General features: G+C 58.8%; 18 protein-coding genes. 2 read left to right on the forward strand and 16 right to left on the reverse strand.

What is annotated here, in order from left to right:
* Window positions 1-130: 130 nt before the first annotated feature.
* The 12 genes from nlpD to cysG all read right to left on the reverse strand — a co-directional run bounded on the left by nlpD (window position 131) and on the right by cysG (window position 10,205).
* Window positions 131-1,261 (reverse strand): murein hydrolase activator NlpD, encoded by a 1,131-nt coding sequence (nlpD, locus tag ACOI7Z_RS11605; protein ID WP_087775297.1) that lies wholly within the window; start codon window positions 1,259-1,261, stop codon window positions 131-133.
* 125 nt (window positions 1,262-1,386) lie between these two features.
* A complete protein-coding gene (locus tag ACOI7Z_RS11610) occupies window positions 1,387-2,013 on the reverse strand; it encodes a protein-L-isoaspartate(D-aspartate) O-methyltransferase (protein ID WP_023290820.1) in 627 nt (208 codons plus the stop codon).
* Complete coding sequence (surE, locus tag ACOI7Z_RS11615; RefSeq protein WP_004205600.1) at window positions 2,007-2,768, reverse strand: 5'/3'-nucleotidase SurE; 762 nt, start codon at window positions 2,766-2,768, stop codon at window positions 2,007-2,009. The genes ACOI7Z_RS11610 and surE overlap by 7 nt, the downstream gene beginning before the upstream one ends.
* Entirely contained in the window at window positions 2,749-3,798 is a 1,050-nt protein-coding gene (gene truD, locus ACOI7Z_RS11620) for a tRNA pseudouridine(13) synthase TruD (RefSeq protein ID WP_087849624.1), read from the reverse strand. Before truD ends, surE begins: the two co-directional genes overlap by 20 nt.
* Window positions 3,795-4,274 (reverse strand): 2-C-methyl-D-erythritol 2,4-cyclodiphosphate synthase, encoded by a 480-nt coding sequence (gene ispF / locus ACOI7Z_RS11625; RefSeq protein ID WP_004181093.1) that lies wholly within the window; start codon window positions 4,272-4,274, stop codon window positions 3,795-3,797. Before ispF ends, truD begins: the two co-directional genes overlap by 4 nt.
* Window positions 4,274-4,984 (reverse strand): 2-C-methyl-D-erythritol 4-phosphate cytidylyltransferase, encoded by a 711-nt coding sequence (gene ispD / locus ACOI7Z_RS11630; protein ID WP_087849625.1) that lies wholly within the window; start codon window positions 4,982-4,984, stop codon window positions 4,274-4,276. Before ispD ends, ispF begins: the two co-directional genes overlap by 1 nt.
* Window positions 4,985-5,003: 19 nt before the next feature.
* Window positions 5,004-5,321, reverse strand: a complete 318-nt coding sequence (gene ftsB, locus ACOI7Z_RS11635; RefSeq protein WP_002915156.1) for a cell division protein FtsB — start codon at window positions 5,319-5,321, stop codon at window positions 5,004-5,006.
* A gap of 140 nt (window positions 5,322-5,461) precedes the next feature.
* Entirely contained in the window at window positions 5,462-5,788 is a 327-nt protein-coding gene (locus ACOI7Z_RS11640) for a DUF3561 family protein (protein WP_004205590.1), read from the reverse strand.
* A 50-nt stretch (window positions 5,789-5,838) separates the two neighbouring features.
* Entirely contained in the window at window positions 5,839-6,444 is a 606-nt protein-coding gene (gene cysC, locus ACOI7Z_RS11645) for an adenylyl-sulfate kinase (protein ID WP_087849626.1), read from the reverse strand.
* Complete coding sequence (cysN, locus tag ACOI7Z_RS11650) at window positions 6,444-7,871, reverse strand: sulfate adenylyltransferase subunit CysN (RefSeq protein WP_087849627.1); 1,428 nt, start codon at window positions 7,869-7,871, stop codon at window positions 6,444-6,446. The genes cysC and cysN overlap by 1 nt, the downstream gene beginning before the upstream one ends.
* 9 nt (window positions 7,872-7,880) lie before the next feature.
* Window positions 7,881-8,789 carry a sulfate adenylyltransferase subunit CysD gene (gene cysD / locus ACOI7Z_RS11655; RefSeq protein WP_048335130.1) on the reverse strand — a complete coding sequence of 303 codons (909 nt, stop codon included), beginning with the start codon at window positions 8,787-8,789 and terminating at the stop codon, window positions 7,881-7,883.
* Window positions 8,790-8,798: 9 nt separating this feature from the next.
* Window positions 8,799-10,205, reverse strand: a complete 1,407-nt coding sequence (gene cysG, locus ACOI7Z_RS11660; RefSeq protein ID WP_072096587.1) for a siroheme synthase CysG — start codon at window positions 10,203-10,205, stop codon at window positions 8,799-8,801.
* Window positions 10,206-10,451: 246 nt separating this feature from the next.
* Between cysG and ACOI7Z_RS11665 the strand changes: the two genes are divergently transcribed.
* Complete coding sequence (locus ACOI7Z_RS11665; RefSeq protein WP_032453906.1) at window positions 10,452-11,498, forward strand: aminopeptidase; 1,047 nt, start codon at window positions 10,452-10,454, stop codon at window positions 11,496-11,498.
* 68 nt (window positions 11,499-11,566) lie between these two features.
* Here the strand turns inward: ACOI7Z_RS11665 and cysH are convergent, their stop codons facing one another.
* The 3 genes from cysH to cysJ all read right to left on the reverse strand — a co-directional run bounded on the left by cysH (window position 11,567) and on the right by cysJ (window position 15,911).
* Complete coding sequence (cysH, locus tag ACOI7Z_RS11670; protein WP_004205586.1) at window positions 11,567-12,301, reverse strand: phosphoadenosine phosphosulfate reductase; 735 nt, start codon at window positions 12,299-12,301, stop codon at window positions 11,567-11,569.
* Between the two features lie 98 nt (window positions 12,302-12,399).
* Window positions 12,400-14,112 (reverse strand): assimilatory sulfite reductase (NADPH) hemoprotein subunit, encoded by a 1,713-nt coding sequence (cysI, locus tag ACOI7Z_RS11675; protein WP_004205585.1) that lies wholly within the window; start codon window positions 14,110-14,112, stop codon window positions 12,400-12,402.
* The gene (cysJ, locus tag ACOI7Z_RS11680; RefSeq protein WP_048335134.1) at window positions 14,112-15,911 is read right to left on the reverse strand and encodes an NADPH-dependent assimilatory sulfite reductase flavoprotein subunit; all 1,800 of its coding nucleotides are present in this window, start codon (window positions 15,909-15,911) and stop codon (window positions 14,112-14,114) included. Before cysJ ends, cysI begins: the two co-directional genes overlap by 1 nt.
* A 316-nt stretch (window positions 15,912-16,227) precedes the next feature.
* Between cysJ and queD the strand changes: the two genes are divergently transcribed.
* Window positions 16,228-16,593, forward strand: a complete 366-nt coding sequence (queD, locus tag ACOI7Z_RS11685; RefSeq protein WP_004174641.1) for a 6-carboxytetrahydropterin synthase QueD — start codon at window positions 16,228-16,230, stop codon at window positions 16,591-16,593.
* A gap of 40 nt (window positions 16,594-16,633) precedes the next feature.
* Here the strand turns inward: queD and queE are convergent, their stop codons facing one another.
* Window positions 16,634-17,305 (reverse strand): 7-carboxy-7-deazaguanine synthase QueE, encoded by a 672-nt coding sequence (queE, locus tag ACOI7Z_RS11690; protein WP_023290825.1) that lies wholly within the window; start codon window positions 17,303-17,305, stop codon window positions 16,634-16,636.
* Between the last annotated feature and the right edge of the window lie 214 nt (window positions 17,306-17,519).

Genomic DNA, 17,519 nt, shown 5'->3' on the forward strand with positions numbered 1-17,519 from the left:
GCAAAGCACCTTCCACGGCGCATCAACAAAAGACGCCAGGACGATTTCCCCTACTCCTCTCAGCGAGAGGCGCATAGACACCGCCCTGGCGCCTGTTAGCTAATGCTTCGCTTATCCGTACTTTGCCAAATTATCGCTGCGGTAAGTACTGCAGCGGGTTGACGGATTTCCCCTTGTAACGAATTTCAAAATGTAATCTTGTTGAGCTGGTTCCGGTGCTACCCATGGTAGCGATTTTCTGCCCCGCTTTGACTTCCTGTTGCTCCCGAACCAGCATGGTATCGTTATGAGCGTAGGCACTCAGGTAATCATCGTTGTGTTTGATGATAATAAGATTACCGTAGCCGCGCAGTGCGTTACCGGCATAGACGACGCGCCCATCGGCGGTCGCGACAATAGCCTGTCCCTTACTGCCTGCAATGTCGATACCTTTATTGCCGCCTTCCGCGCCACTAAAGTTCTCGATAACTTTGCCATCAGTCGGCCAGCGCCATGATGAGATCGGCGAACTGGTTGACGTACTGCTTGCAGTCGGCTGGGTTGTGCTCACCGTTGTAGGTGCCGTCACCGGCGCGACAACCGTCGAGGTCGTGGTCGCTGGTTTATTATTAGGCAACATCTTGGTAGCACTTTGTTCACCTGAGGATTCAGAATACGTAATAGTCGGTTGTGAAGCAACCACCGCGGTCGATTTTTGTGCAGAAGTTGTGGTGGCCGTCGCACCGCCGCTCGCCCTTGCGCTGGCCTGAGAAACGGCGTTTTCACCGGTGATCGGCTGGCCTGAAGCGTTGCCGACCTGCAGCACCTGACCGACGTTCAGGGCGTACGGGGCCGGGACATTGTTGCGTTGCGCCAGGTCACGGAAATCGTTGCCGGTGACCCAGGCGATATAGAACAGGGTGTCGCCGCGTTTGACCGTATAGGTACTGCCGCCGGTATAGCTACCTTTCGGAATATCGCCATATTTGCGGTTGTAAACGATCTTGCCATTCACCGTCTGCACCGGCTCCTGCGCCATTGGCTGCGGCTGAATGGTCTGGGTCTGCACCGGCTGGATCGGCTGCGTCTGAGGAGCTGACTGGACGCCGGAGGATGGCGGCGTAATCAACATGCCGGAATTGGTGCTGGAAGAGGCGGCACCGCCGGCAGAGCTAACCGGCGCAGGCGGATTATTGGTGTTGGTACATCCGGCCAGCCAGAGTGAAACCAGTGAAAGAGCCGCAATACGGCTGACGGTAAATTTGGTGCTTCCCGCGCTCATTTATCCCCCAGGAATATGTTAACTGCCAATATCTTGCTTACCGGGCGACGCCCGGCCAGGACACTGAAAAATGTGTCCACCCTACGCCTAAAGTCAGGCAAAAAAAACCTGGAATAATCCGGGTCTCAGGCCAGCTCCCCTTTCACCAGGGGAACAAAGCGAACGGCCTCGACGGTATCAATGATAAATTCGTTGCCCCGGCGACGGATCCGTTTGAGAAACTGATGCTCCTCGCCGACCGGCAGTACCAGCACGCCGTCGTCATCCAGCTGCGCCAGCAGCGCGGTCGGTATTTCCGGCGGCGCCGCCGTCACAATAATGGCATCAAACGGCGCCCGCGCCTGCCAACCTTGCCACCCATCGCCATGACGGGTTGAAACATTATGTAAATCAAGTTGTTTCAGGCGACGACGCGCCTGCCACTGTAAACTCTTAATTCGCTCTACCGAGCAAACGTGATGCACCAGGTGCGCCAGGATGGCCGTCTGGTAACCGGAACCGGTGCCGATCTCCAGCACCCGCGACTCCGGCGTCAGCGCCAGCAGCTCGGTCATCCGCGCCACCATGTACGGCTGGGAGATGGTTTGCCCCTGGCCAATCGGCAGCGCGGTGTTTTCCCACGCTTTATGTTCAAAGGCTTCATCAACAAATTTTTCGCGCGGGACGCGCGCGATCGCCTCGAGGACACGTTCATCGACGATGCCCTGCGTGCGCAGTTGATTCAACAAACTTTCAACACGTTTACTTACCATTGCCTGTCAACCCCGACACGTTCCAGCCAATCGGTGACCACCTCATGCGCCTGATGGGCGGTTAAATCGACGTGCAATGGCGTAACGGAAACATAGCCTTCATCCACTGCCGCAAAATCGGTGCCCGGCCCGGCGTCGCGCTTATCGCCCGGCGGGCCAATCCAGTAAAGGGTATTGCCGCGCGGATCCTTTTGCGGGATCACCTGGTCGGCAGGATGGCGGTTGCCGCAGCGGGTCACGCGGATACCTTTGATCTGGTCAAGGGGCAGGTCCGGGACATTGACGTTGAGGATCCGCCCGGTGCGCAGCGGTTCACGGCTGAGTCCGCGCAGGAGAGTGCAGGTCACCGCCGCGGCGGTGTCGTAGTGTTGATAGCCATTGAGCGACACGGCCAGCGCGGGGAACCCCAGATGGCGGCCTTCCATCGCCGCCGCCACGGTGCCGGAGTAAATGACGTCATCGCCCAGGTTGGGCCCGGCGTTGATTCCGGAAACGACGATGTCCGGACGCGGGCGCATCAGCGCGTTCACGCCAAGGTAGACGCAGTCCGTCGGCGTCCCCATCTGGACGGCGATATCGCCATTTTCATAGGTAAAGGTGCGCAGTGACGATTCCAGCGTCAGCGAATTCGAAGCTCCGCTGCGGTTACGATCGGGTGCAACCACCTGGACCTCGGCAAACTCCCTTAAGGCCTTCGCCAGGGTCTGTATCCCCGGCGCATGGATCCCGTCATCGTTACTCAGCAATATTCGCATAGTCACCCGTTGTATTGATAAGCTCCCTGACCACGCTGGTGGCGAAGCTGCCCGCCGGCAGCCAGAAACGCAGTTCAACGGTTACATCATCCCACCAGTTCCAGCTCAGCTGCTGCGGATAGAGGAGCATCGACCGGCGCGCCGCCTCGACTTTCTCCCGCACCAGCAGTGTCTGCAGCAAGGTTTCCTCGGCGATGGCGGCCTGCTCGGCGGCCAGGGCATCGCGCTGGCTTCCCCAGTCGCCGCTGCCCGGCAGCGCAGCCGTGATCATCAGTTCGCGGTTATGCACCCGCGCCTGCGAAACCTCGAGTTCTTCCGGTGTGACGACAAACCAGCTCCCACGCCCCGCTAATTGTAGCGCATCGCCATCAACAACCTGATTAAATTCCGTTTTTTTTAATCTAATACTGACTTGCTGATTAAACAACGCGCTGCGGGCCGCCGACAACCAAAAACTGCGCTTATTGCGATCGCGCACCGGCGCGCCGCTCTCCGCCCAGCGCAGCGCGCCCTGCAGATTGCTGCCGCCGATGCCAAAGCGCTGAGCGCCGAAATAGTTCGGCACGCCCCGTTCAGCGATGGCCTGCAGACGCGTCTCCACCTCCTGGCGATCGCTTACCTCGCGCAGGATCAGGGTAAACTGGTTGCCCTTCAGCGCGCCTAATCGCAGCTTACGCTTATGGCGGGCATATTCCAGTACCTGGCAGCCCTCGAGCTGAAATTTGCTCAGATCCGGCATCTCTTTGCCGGGCCCCCGGGCGCACAGCCACTGCTCGGTGACGGCGTGCTTATCTTTTTGCCCGGCGAAGCTCACTTCACGGGCATGGATTTTGAGGAATTTCGCCAGTGCATCGGCGACAAAGCGCGTATTACAGCCGTTTTTGAGGATCCGCACCAGCACGTGCTCGCCTTCGCCGTCCGGGGCGAAGCCCAGGTCTTCCACCACCAGGAAATCTTCCGGATTGGCTTTCAGCAGCCCGCTGCTCTGCGGCTTGCCGTGCAGCCAGGTCAGTTGGTCAAAGGCGATCATTTGTCGGCCTTACGCAGCAGCGCGACCGCTTCGCAGGCGATCCCTTCCCCGCGGCCGGTGAAGCCCAGCTTCTCGGTGGTGGTCGCTTTCACGTTGACGTCGTCCATATGGCAGCCGAGATCTTCAGCGATAAAAACGCGCATCTGCGGGATATGCGGCAGCATTTTCGGCGCCTGGGCGATAATGGTGACGTCGACGTTGCCGAGCGTATAGCCTTTGGCCTGGATGCGGCGCCACGCTTCGCGCAGCAGTTCGCGGCTGTCGGCGCCTTTAAACGCCGGATCGGTATCCGGGAACAGCTTGCCAATATCGCCGAGCGCCGCGGCGCCCAGCAGCGCATCGGTCAGCGCATGCAGCGCGACGTCGCCGTCGGAGTGGGCCAGCAGCCCTTTTTCATAAGGAATGCGTACCCCGCCAATGATGATTGGGCCTTCACCGCCAAAAGCGTGTACGTCAAAACCATGTCCAATTCGCATTAAGCTTTCTCCTGGTGTCGGGAACGGGTGAGGTAAAATTCCGCCAGCGCCAGATCTTCCGGGCGCGTCACTTTAATATTATCAGCGCGTCCGGAGACCAGCTGCGGATGGAAGCCGCAGTACTCCAGCGCCGAGGCTTCATCGGTGATGGTGGCCCCCTCGTTCAGCGCCCGGGTGAGGCAATCCACCAGCAGCTCGCGAGGGAAAAATTGCGGGGTGAGCGCGTGCCACAGGTCATTACGATCGACGGTATGGGCGACGGCGGTTTTGCCCGGCTCGGCGCGCTTCATGGTGTCGCGCACCGGCGCTGCGAGGATCCCGCCGACGCGGCTGGTTTCACAGAGTGCCAGCAGGCGGCTGAGGTCATCCTGATGCAGGCAGGGGCGCGCGGCGTCATGCACCAGCACCCACTGCGCCTCCGGCAACGCCTGCAGGCCGGCGAGCACCGAATCGGCGCGCTCGGCGCCGCCATCCACGACGGTAATTTGCGGGTGCTGGGCCAGCGGCAGCTGGCTGAAGCGCCGATCGCCGGGGCTGACGGCAATCACCACGCGCTGGACGCGCGGATCCGCCAGCAGCGCGGCGACCGCATGTTCGAGAATCGTTTTGTTACCGATTGAGAGATATTGTTTCGGGCATTCCGTTTGCATGCGGCGGCCGAAACCGGCTGCCGGCACCACGGCGCAAATGCCCGGAAAAGTGGCTGCCATGTTGTAATCCTGGGCCTGGTTATCGATTGTTCTGCTGTTGCCCCGATGCCTGGTTGCGTTTAGACGCATCCGGTACCAGACGATAGAAGGTTTCGCCCGGGCGGGTCATGCTGAGTTCATTGCGCGCACGCTCCTCGATCGCTTCCTGACCGCCGTTGAGGTCGTCAATTTCGGCAAACAGCTGATCGTTGCGTGCTTTTAATTTGGCGTTAGTCGCCTGCTGGGCGGTGACGTCGTCGTTAACCCGCGTGTAGTCATGCAGGCCGTTTTTACCGAACCACAGCGAATACTGTAGCCAGACCAGCAAAGCTAATAATAGCAGCGTTAGTTTACCCATCCTGCCCCCTGAAAAACGGCATCATCATCCCAAAACTCGCCCGGGTACGCTACCGGGGCGCGCGGACGATGCCGCGTAACGCGGGGACTGTACCATATTTTTGCTGCTGATACCCATGCTTGATTCATACCAGAAACGGGTTATCCCAACAGCCAGAGGAAGAGGAGCGCAAACATCAGCCCGACGGTCAGGATGGTCGCGCTGGCGCTATAGAGCAGTTTGCCATTGAGCAGAGAGTGCAGCGCAATACCGACCACCACCGCCACCGGCATCAACGCAAGGAAGAATGGCCAGGTGTAGAGGAGGAAGAAAAGTGTATTACTGCCATAGAGAAGGAAGGGAATACCCAGCGCCAGCAGCCATGAAATAAAGCCCACGGCAGCGCCCGACAAAGACCAGGTGGTCTCGTCGCCGGTCGCCGGAGGCGGTTCTGAACGAATAATACTGAGGTTCTGGGTATTGCGCATATCGAATCCTGTAGACCGGGCAACCGGCACCCCTCGATGCCGCTGCCGTTTCAGGATCTGATAATATCGCTCTGTTGCAGCAGGTCTAATAGTTGGTGCACCAAATTTGTTACCAATTGTTCACCATCCAGATGAATTTCCGCCTTTTCCGGTGCCTCATAGACCGAGTCTATACCGGTGAAATTGCGTAATTCCCCTGCCCGCGCCTTCTTATACAATCCTTTCGGATCCCGCGCCTCGCAGATGGCCAGCGGGGTATCGACGAACACTTCGATAAAGCGTCCCTCCCCCAGGCGCTCGCGCACCATCTGTCGCTCCGCGCGGTGCGGAGATATAAATGCCGTCAATACAACCAGCCCGGCATCGACCATCAGCCTGGCCACTTCACCGACGCGGCGAATGTTCTCTCTGCGATCCTCATCACTGAATCCCAGGTCGCTGCACAAGCCATGACGTACGTTATCGCCGTCCAGCAGATAGGTGCTGACGCCGCGCTCATGCAAGGCTTCCTCCAGCGCCCCGGCGACAGTGGATTTACCCGACCCCGAAAGGCCGGTAAACCACAGCACCACGCCGCGATGGCCGTGATGCTGTTCCCGCTGCTGCTGGGTCACAGGATGGGCATGCCAGACGACGTTTTCGTCATGCTGGGCCATTATTTGCCTCCCAGCAGGTCGCGGGCGTCCCAGTGCGGGAAGTGTTTGCGGATCAGCTGGTTCAGTTCCAGCTCGAAAGCGCTGTACTGCGATGCCGACGTCGGCGCCTGCAGGTGCGGCTCGTTGACCATCCCGGCGCCGACGGTGACGTTGGTCAGACGATCGATAAAGATAAGCCCGCCGGTCACTGGGTTTTGCTGATAGGGATCCAGCACTAAAGGTTCGTCAAAGATCAGCTCCACCAGCCCGATGCCGTTCAGCGGCAGAGACTCGACTTCACGCTGGGTCAGGTTGTTAATATCTACCTGGTAACGGATAGCATCCACGCGGGCGCGGGTCTTCTTACCGGCGATTTTGATGTCGTAGCTCTGCCCCGGGGTCAACGCCTGCTCGGCCATCCACACCACGTCGATGCTGGCGCTTTGCACCGCCGGCAGCGTGGCTTGCGCGTCAACCAGCAGGTCGCCGCGGCTGATGTCGATTTCATCTTTCAGCACAATGGTAATGGCTTCCCCGGCGGCGGCTTCCTGCAGATCGCCGTCGAAGGTGACGATACGCGCCACGCTCGACTCGACGCCCGACGGCAGCACCTTCAGACGCTGGCCGACCTGCACGGTACCGGAGGCGACCGTACCGGAGAAGCCGCGGAAATCGAGGTTCGGACGGTTAACATACTGCACCGGGAAGCGCAGCGGTTGGCTCTCCACTACCCGTTGGATCTCCACCGTTTCGAGGACTTCCAGCAGAGTCGGGCCGCTGTACCACGGCATGTTCGCGCTCTGGCTGGCGACATTATCGCCCTCCAGCGCCGACAGCGGCACAAAGCGAATATCGAGGTTGCCCGGCAGCTGCTCGGCAAAAGTCAGGTAAGCTTCACGGATCTCGTTGAAGCGCGCTTCGCTAAACTCGACAAGATCCATTTTGTTGACCGCCACCACCAGGTGTTTAATGCCCAGCAGGGTGGAGATAAAGCTGTGACGGCGGGTCTGGTCGAGCACGCCTTTACGCGCGTCGATCAGCAGGATCGCCAGATCGCAGGTGGACGCGCCGGTGGCCATATTGCGGGTGTACTGCTCGTGCCCCGGGGTGTCGGCGATGATAAATTTGCGTTTTTCCGTCGAGAAGTAGCGATAGGCCACGTCGATGGTGATGCCCTGCTCGCGCTCGGCCTGCAGGCCATCCACCAGCAGCGCCAGGTCCAGTTTTTCGCCCTGGGTGCCGTGACGCTTGCTGTCGTTGTGCAACGAAGAGAGCTGATCTTCATAGATCTGGCGGGTATCGTGCAGCAGACGGCCAATCAGGGTGCTTTTACCGTCATCGACGCTGCCGCAGGTCAGAAAACGCAGCAGGCTTTTGTGCTGTTGCGCGTGCAGATAAGCTTCTACGCCGCCTTCATTGGCAATTTGTTGGGCAATGGTCGTGTTCATGGCGGCTCCTTAGAAATAACCCTGACGTTTCTTCAGCTCCATCGAGCCGGCCTGGTCGCGATCGATGACGCGCCCCTGACGTTCGCTGGTGGTGGATACCAGCATCTCTTCAATAATTTCCGGCAGCGTCTGCGCTTCAGACTCCACCGCGCCGGTCAGCGGCCAGCAGCCGAGGGTACGGAAACGCACCATCCGTTTTTCAATCACTTCGCCCGGCTGCAGATCGATACGGTCGTCGTCGATCATCATCAGCATGCCGTCGCGCTCCAGCACCGGGCGCTCAGCGGCCAGATACAGCGGCACGATTTCGATGTTTTCCAGATAGATGTACTGCCAGATATCCAGCTCGGTCCAGTTGGAGAGCGGGAAGACGCGGATGCTTTCGCCTTTGTTAATCTGGCCGTTGTAGTTGTGCCACAGCTCCGGACGCTGGTTTTTCGGGTCCCAGCGGTGGAAGCGGTCGCGGAAGGAGTAGATGCGCTCTTTAGCGCGGGATTTCTCCTCATCACGCCGCGCGCCGCCGAATGCGGCGTCAAAGCCGTATTTGTTCAGCGCCTGCTTCAGCCCTTCGGTTTTCATGATATCGGTATGCTTGGCGCTGCCGTGGACGAACGGGTTGATGCCCATCGCCACCCCTTCCGGGTTTTTATGCACCAGCAGCTCGCAGCCATAGGCTTTGGCGGTACGGTCGCGGAACTCATACATCTCACGGAATTTCCAGCCGGTATCGACGTGCAGCAGCGGGAACGGCAGGGTTCCCGGATAAAACGCTTTGCGCGCCAGATGCAGCATTACGCTGGAATCTTTCCCGATGGAGTACATCATCACCGGGTTAGCAAATTCGGCGGCCACCTCACGAATAATATGGATGCTTTCCGCCTCCAGTTGCCGCAGGTGAGTGAGTCGTTTTTGGTCCATAACCGTTCCTTAAGCCAGATTGACCACCGAAGAGTTAAACCCCTCGGCGGATGATGTATGTTGAAACCAGGCGAGCTGCTGATGCAGCTGCACCACTTCGCCGACCACCAGCAGGGCGGGCATCGGGGCGTCTTTCGCCAGGTGTTCGAGTTGTTGCAATGTGCCGGTTATCGTCTGCTGATCGTCGCGGGTACCGCGGGAAATCACCGCTACCGGCGTATTGCTGTCGCGACCGTGGGCGATCAGCTGGGCGCTGATTTCCGCCGCCTTCATGGTGCCCATGTAAATGGCCAACGTCTGTTGGCTCTTCGCCAGCAGCGCCCAGTCGAAGGGAGCGCTGTCCGGCTTATAGTGCCCGGTGACAAAGACGGCGCTTTGCGCATAATCGCGATGGGTCAGTGGAATACCGGCGTAGGCCGTCGCGCCGGCGGCGGCAGTGACGCCAGGCACCACCTGGAACGGGATGCCCGCGGCGGCGGCAGCCTGCAGCTCTTCTGCGCCGCGGCCAAAAATAAACGGATCCCCGCCCTTCAGACGCACGACGGTTTTTCCCGCCTTCGCCGCCTCCACCAGCAGCTGATTGGTTTCATGCTGCGGCACCGAGTGCTCGCCGGCGCGCTTACCGACGCAAACCAGCTCGGCATCACGGCGCACCAGTTCGAGAACCGGCTGGGTCACCAGATGGTCGTGGAAAACCACGTCCGCCTGCTGGATCGCCTGCAGGCCACGCAGGGTCAGCAGCCCGGCATCGCCCGGTCCGGCCCCCACCAGAATAATTTCACCTGTTTCGCGTTCAGGCTTATCCAGCTCATCCTGCAGCGCTTTTTCCGCCTCCGCAGCGTTGCCCGCCACCATCAGGCTGGCGAAGCGGCCGGTAAAGACCCGCTCCCAAAAGCGGCGACGCGCTTCGGTGGTCGTCAGACGGGTTTTCAGATGATTGCGCCAGTAGCTCGCCGATTCCGCCAGACGCCCGAGGTTCGTCGGCAGCAGCGCTTCGATTTTTTCGCGCAGAATACGCGACAGCACCGGCGCTTTCCCGCTGGAGGAAATCGCCACCAGCAGCGGCGAACGGTCGACGATAGAAGGGAAGACAAACGAGCAGAGCGCCTGGTTATCCACTACGTTGACCAGCCGGTAACGCGCGTTAGCCGCCGCAAACACCCGCTGGTTAAGCGCCTCGTCCTCCGTGGCGGCAATCACCAGAAAGACATCATCCACCAGAGCGTCGCTAAATTCCGTCGCCCGCCAGCTAAGCGCCTGGCGCGCCGCCAGATCGGCCAGCGCCGGAGACAGCGTCCCGGCGACCACCTGCACCTGCGCCTGGGCGCGCAGCAGAAACTTGATCTTGCGTTCGGCAATCTCTCCGCCGCCGATCACCAGCACGGGCCTTTGTTTCAGTTCGGCAAAAAGGGGCAAGTAATCCACGGGGTAACAACTCTCTTACAATCAGCGATACTGCGACTATAGGGTGCGCCTTAGAGCAAATGAAATTACGAAATGGAATGAGTTGTGACACAAAGGAATAACGCGGTGGAAATCTAAATATCAAAAAGTGCTTAACACGCTATTTTTCCGCTATTTAAGAGCAATTGAAATTGTTTAACCGCGGTCACAGTTTCATACTGTACGCGTCAAATTGTCTCGTTCGTGTAAGGACCCCTTATGTTTTCCGCGTTGTGCCGCCGTCTGCTTCCGCTGGCGCTCGGCACCGGTTTTGTTTTCGCCGCCGCCCCCGCATTCAGCGCGCTGGGCGACACCGCCAGTAGTCAGGCTCGCCATATCGCCACCGTCTTCCCGGGACGAATGACCGGAACGCCCCCGGAAATGCTCTCAGCTGACTATCTGCGCCAGCAGTTCGCCCGGATGGGCTATCAAAGCGACGTGCGGAGCTTCAATACCCGCTACATCTATACCGACAGCAACCAGCGTAAAAACTGGCATAACGTCACCGGCAGTACGGTGATCGCCGCCCATGAAGGCCAGTCTCGCCAGCAAATCATCATCATGGCGCACCTCGATACCTACGCGCCGCAGAGCGATAAAGACGTCGAAAACAACCTCGGCGGCCTGACGCTGCAGGGAATTGACGACAACGCGATGGGGCTCGGGGTGATGCTGGAGCTGGCGGAGCATTTAAAGAACGTCCCCACCCGCTATGGCATTCGCTTTATCGCCACCAGCGGCGAAGAGGAAGGTCGTCTCGGCGCGCAAAACCTGCTGCAGCGGATGAGCGAAGCGGAAAAGAAAAATACCCTGCTGGTGATCAATCTCGATAACCTGGTGGTGGGCGATAAGCTTTACTTCAACAGCGGCCGCCGCACGCCGGCCTCGGTGCGCAAGCTGACCCGCGATCGCGCGCTGGCTATCGCCCGCAGCAAAGGCATCGCCGCCTACACCAATCCGGGACTCAATCCGGCTTACCCGAAAGGCACCAGCTGCTGTAATGACGCCAGCGTCTTCGACAACGCGGGGATCCCGGTGCTGTCGGTCGAAGCGACCAACTGGTCATTAGGCAAGAAAGATGGCTATCAGCAGCGGAGCAAATCGCGCAGCTTCCCGCAGGGAATCAGCTGGCATGACGTTCAGCTGGATAATCAGCAATATATCGACAACGCGCTGCCGGGACGGATCGAGCATCGCGGGCGCGATGTCGTGAAAGTGATGCTGCCGCTGGTGAAAGAGCTGGCGAAGGTGGAGAAGAAAAGCTGACGGGTGCAAATGAACACGCGGCATCACCCGCGTGTTCTCTTTCACACTATTCCCTGAGGAAGCGCTAATCAACCCTCGTGCAATCCGCACTCGCGTTTAAGCCCGAAGAACCGGGTCTCTTCTTCTGCCATGCCCGGCTCCCATTTGCGGGTGGTGTGGGTATCGCCTACCGACAGATACCCCTGATCCCACAGCGGATGGTATTTCAGCCCATGCTTTTGCAGATACTGATACACCGTCCGGTTATCCCAGTCGATAATCGGCAACACCTTGAACACCCCGCGCTGGACCGCCAGCACCGGAAGCGTCGCCCGACTGCCCGACTGCTCGCGGCGCAGACCGGCAAACCACGTCTGCGCGTTTAGCTCTTTCAGCGCCCGGTTCATCGGTTCAACCTTGTTGATCTCATTGTATTTCTCAATGCCCTCAACGCCCTGCTCCCACAGCTTGCCGTAGCGCGCCTCCTGCCAGGCCGCGCTTTCAGCCGCGCGGTAGACCTTCAGGTTCAGCTTGAGCTTGTCCGTCAGTTCGTCAATAAACTGGTAGGTTTCCGGGAACAGGTAACCGGTATCGGTGAGGATCACCGGAATGTCCGGGCGGATTTGATTTACCAGGTGCAAACTCACCGCCGCCTGAATACCAAAGCTTGACGACAGCACATAGTCTCCCGGCAGGTTTTCCAGCGCCCAGGCCACACGCCCTTCGGCGTCGAGCTTTTCCAGTTGGGCGTTGGTTTCCGCGAGAGCCAGAATACGTTCCACTTTCGGCAATGCATTAAGCGCGTTTAGATCGAGTACGGACATAAGAACCTCGTTTGCCTGTTTTGCCGGGCGGCACTGCGATTGCCCGGCCTACGGGTTTTACAGGCCCGGATCGCTACGCGCCACCGGGCACCAGGATGTTACTCCCAGAAATCGCGGGCTGGATCGAGCACCGGGCGAATGATGCCCGCACGCACCGTAAAGTCGCCGAAGCCTTCACCCGCTTCGCGCTCTTTCGCCCAGCGCCCTACCAGTTGGTCTAGCGAGTCGAGAATTTCCGACTCGGTAATGTTCTCACGGTACATCCGCGGGATGCGGGTGCCGCTGCGGTTACCGCCGATGTGCAGGTTATAGCGGCCTGGCGCTTTCCCCACCAGCCCCACTTCCGCCAGCATCGCGCGGCCGCAGCCGTTCGGGCAGCCGGTGACGCGGGTGACGATATGCTCATCGCTCACGCCGTGCTTGCTCATCACCCCTTCCACCTTGTCGATAAACGACGGCAGGAAACGCTCGGCTTCCGCCATCGCCAGCGGGCAGGTCGGGAAGGAGACGCAGGCCATTGAGTTTTCGCGCTGCGGGGTGACGGCATTCATCAGACCATGATCCCGCGCCAGCTTCTCGATCCGCGCCTTCTGATCTTCCGGTACGCTGGCGACGATCAGGTTCTGATTGGCGGTGATGCGGAATTCGCCCTGATGGATCTTAGCAATCTCCAGCAGACCGGTTTTCAGCGGGCGCCCCGGATAATCCAGAATGCGGCCGTTTTCAATAAACAGCGTCAGGTGCCATTTATCATCAATCCCCTTCACCCAGCCGATGCGGTCGCCGCGGCCGGTGAATTCGTACGGGCGGATCGGCTCAAACTTAATGCCTGCCCGGCGCTCCACTTCCGCCTTAAAGGTTTCAACGCCAACGCGCTCAAGGGTGTACTTGGTTTTCGCATTCTTACGGTCGGTACGGTTACCCCAGTCGCGCTGGGTAGTCACGACCGCTTCCGCCACCGCCAGAGTATGCTCCAGCGGCAGATAACCGAATTCGCTCGCCGTGCGGGCGTAGGTTTTTTTGTTACCGTGTTCGATAGAAAGACCGCCGCCCACCAGCAGGTTAAAGCCCACCAGCTTGCCGTTTTCGGCGATCGCCACAAAGTTCATGTCGTTGGCGTGCAGATCGATATCGTTCTGCGGCGGGATCACCACCGTGGTTTTAAACTTACGCGGCAGATAGGTCTGACCGAGGATCGGTTCTTCGTCAGTGGTGGCGACCTTTTTCTGATCCAGCCAGATCTCGGCATAGGCGCGGGTGCGCGGCAGCAGATGCTCGGAGATCTTTTTCGCCCACTCGTAGGCCTCAGCGTGCAGCTGCGATTCGTACGGGTTGGAGGTGCACAGCACGTTACGGTTCATATCGTTGGCGGTGGCCAGCGCGTCCAGCCCCACCGAGTGCAGCATCTGATGCACCGGCTTGACGTTCTTTTTCAGAATGCCGTGAAACTGGAAAGTCTGCCGGTTGGTCAGGCGAATACTGCCGTAAATGGTGTTCTCGGCGGCAAACTTATCGATCGCCTTCCACTGGGTGGTGGTGATCACCCCGCCCGGCAGACGGCAGCGCAGGAGCATCGCATGACGCGGCTCCAGCTTCTGAGCGGCGCGCTCCGCGCGGATATCGCGATCGTCCTGCTGGTACATACCGTGGAAACGGATCAGCAGGAAGTTATCACCTTTAAAACCGCCGGTCAGACCGTCGTTTAAATCTTCCGCAATGGTGCCGCGCAGGTAGTTGCTCTCGAGCTTCATACGCTCGGCATCGGTCAGTTTACCTTCGACCACTAAAGGCCCCGGATGTTTTTCGCTCATTAGTAGACATCTCGCTGATAACGGCGCTCAACGCGCAGCTCACTTAAAAATTCGTCCGCCGCTTCGGCGTCCATCGCGCCGTATTCGGCAATCACTTCCAGTAAAGTCTGTTCCACGTCTTTCGCCATACGATTGGCGTCGCCGCAGACATAAATGTGGGCGCCATCATTGATCCAGCGCCACAGCTCAGCCCCCTGCTCACGCAGTTTATCCTGCACATAGATTTTTTGTTGTTGATCGCGGGACCAGGCCAGATCGATACGGGTCAGCAGACCCTCTTTCACATAGCTCTGCCACTCCACCTGATAGAGGAAATCTTCGGTGAAGTGCGGGTTGCCGAAGAACAACCAGTTCTTACCTGGCGCCCCGTCCGCTGCGCGCTGCTGCATGAAGGCGCGGAACGGCGCAATACCGGTGCCCGGGCCAATCATGATCACCGGCGTCTCCGGGTTAGCCGGCAGACGGAAGTTGTCGTTGTGCTCGATAAAGACGCGGACTTCGCCATCCTCTTCCACGCGGTCGGCGAGGAAGCTGGAGGCGCCGCCAGCCCGAGCGCGGCCTTCGATGTCATAGCGCACCACGCCCACGGTGACATGCACTTCGCTCTCCACTTCCGCCTGCGAGGAGGCAATAGAGTACAGACGCGGCGTCAGCGGGCGCAGCAGACCGATTAACGCCTCGGCGTCCAGCTGCGCGGGGGAGAAACGGACCATATCGACGATTGGCGTCGCGGCGGCATACTGCTGCAGTTGAGCTTTATCGCCCACCAGCGGCAGCAGCGATTCGCTGCGGGTCAGGGTGGCGTAGTTTTCGACGATAGTCGCGGTGTTAACCGTCAGCTCAAAATGCCACTGCAGGGCTTCCGCCAGCGGCAGGGTTTTGCCCTCGACGGTCACCGGCTCGTCGCCTTTCAGCCACAGCAGCTCCACCAGCTCTTTCACCAGCTGAGGATCGTTTTGATACCAGACGCCCAGGGCGTCGCCCGGCTGATAGCGCAGACCGGAATCACCGAGGTCAATTTCGATATGGCGTACATCTTTTTCTGAATCGCGGCCGGTGATTTTCTGGTTGACCGACAGGGTCGCCGTCAGCGGAGCCTCTTTGGTGTAGGGACTGGTGTGAATGTCGTTCACTGCGCCGCTGGCGGACAGCTGAGCGGGCGCGGCGACCGGCGCACGGGCCTTCAGCACCTCAACGACGCGCGCGCGCCATTCAGCGGCCGCGGCCTGATATTCAACGTCGGCGTCGACGCGATCGAGCAGGCGTTCCGCGCCAAGTTCAGCCAGCTTGCTGTCGAAATCTTTGCCGGACTGGCAGAAGAATTCATAAGAGGTATCGCCGAGGCCAAAGACGGCGAATGCGGTTCCGTCCAGCTTCGGCGCTTTCTTCGAGAACAGGAACTTATGCAATGCGACCGCTTCTTCCGGCGGCTCACCTTCCCCCTGGGTGGAGGTCACGACCACCAGCAGTTTTTCAGCAGCAATTTGTTTGAATTTATAATCGCCTGCATTCACCAGCTTCACGTTCAGCTTCGCCGCCAGCAGATCGTCGCGCAGCGCTTCGGCGACGCGGCGAGCGTTGCCGGTTTGCGAGGCGGAAATCAGCGTGATCGTCGGGACCTCGGCGGCCGGGGCGGGAGCGGCGGCTGCCGCGCCGGACTGCTGATTCAGCACGCCCCAGAAATAGCCAGACACCCAGGCGAGCTGAGTGGGCGTGAAGTCAGTGGTGGCCGCCTGAAGGCGCGCCAGTTGCTCCGGGTTGAGCGGCAGCAAGTTGGAAGGTGGGGCCTGTGTCGTCATGCGTCGTTTGTTCCAGTAAGCAAAGCTGTTATTCGCACCCTGTCAGCGCGACAAAAACAGAAGAGAATAGAAGGTTAACGGCGGGCATAGTAACAATTAAAGAAGGGATGGAAATAATAAATAACCAAATGGACTAACCTGTTTTAGTTGTAGTTATTAACAACAAAATCGATTAAATAACTATTTGAAATATCACAACTTAATTCACTTAACCCAGATAAATGTGTCGATTTTCTGTTCAGGGCCGTTTTAGTTAATGCGAAAAAATGTACTTTCCGGTACCCTACGGCGGTTTTTTTCGTCCTGTTGAGAGTCAATGATGTCCACCACGCTGTTTAAAGATTTCACCTTCGAAGCCGCCCACCACCTGCCGCACGTCCCGGAAGGACACAAATGCGGTCGCCTGCATGGCCACTCCTTTATGGTGCGTCTGGAGATAACCGGTGAAGTCGATCCCCATACCGGGTGGATCATGGATTTTGCCGAGCTGAAGGCCGCCTTCAAGCCGACCTACGATCGCCTGGACCACTATTATCTGAACGATATCCCCGGTCTGGAAAACCCTACCAGCGAAGTGCTGGCCAAATGGATCTGGGATGAGATGAAACCGCGGGTACCGCTGCTGAGCGCGGTGATGGTGAAAGAGACCTGCACCGCCGGCTGCGTCTATCGCGGCGAGTAAGCGAAAAAAAGCCCGGTCAGTACGCTGCCGGGCTTTTTTATCAGGCGATATTCAGATATTTATGCGTCTGCATGGACAGGCGCCAGTTACGGGCGATGCAGGTGTCGATACACAGGCGCGTCGCGTCTTCTTTCTGGCTGATTGGCTGCAGGGCGATGATCCGCGGTTTGTCATCGCTCAGCGTTTCCAGCAGCTCGTCCAGCGCTTCGATGTCGCGGACGCGCCCTACCGGATGTTTGATCTCATCCGCCCGCTGCAGGGCCTGAGACAGCACGTCATACCCGCCGCGCATATTCACCTTCGGCGATACCGTCACCCAGGTATGAGGCGTACAGCGAACTTCGTGAGTGCCGCTGGTTTCAATCTGGCAGCTAAAGCCGTTTTGCTCCAGCAGTGAGGTTAACGGCGTTAAATCATGAATGCAGGGCTCACCGCCGGTAATGACCACGTGGCGGGCAGTCCACCCCTGACGACCGATAATCGCCAGCAGATCTTCACTGCTTGCCGGCCCCCACTTATCGCTCTCTTTGGTTTTCGCCAGGATGCTGAACAACGACACTTCCCGATCGGCCAGTTTGTCCCAGGTATGCTTGGTGTCACACCACGCGCATCCTACCGGGCATCCCTGCAGACGAATAAAAATGGCAGGCACGCCGGTGAAGTAACCCTCGCCTTGCAGGGTCTGGAACATCTCGTTAATCGGGTACTGCATAGTCATCTCTGTTTAGGGTGATAAACGCTTATTATCGCAGATTTCACTGTCCAGGTCTTGTCCTGCGCTGCGATCGTTTTTTCCATCACGGCGTCGCTTTCTCTCCCCGGAGGTTATTCATTGTTAATTAAAAGCATGCTTCTGTTTTCGTTTATTTCATTAGTGTGGTAAGGATTAAAATAAACGTCGCGCCATGCCACCGTAAAGAAAGATG

It is taken from the genome of Klebsiella sp. C283 (assembly GCF_048822555.1).
Classification (GTDB): domain Bacteria; phylum Pseudomonadota; class Gammaproteobacteria; order Enterobacterales; family Enterobacteriaceae; genus Klebsiella; species Klebsiella quasipneumoniae.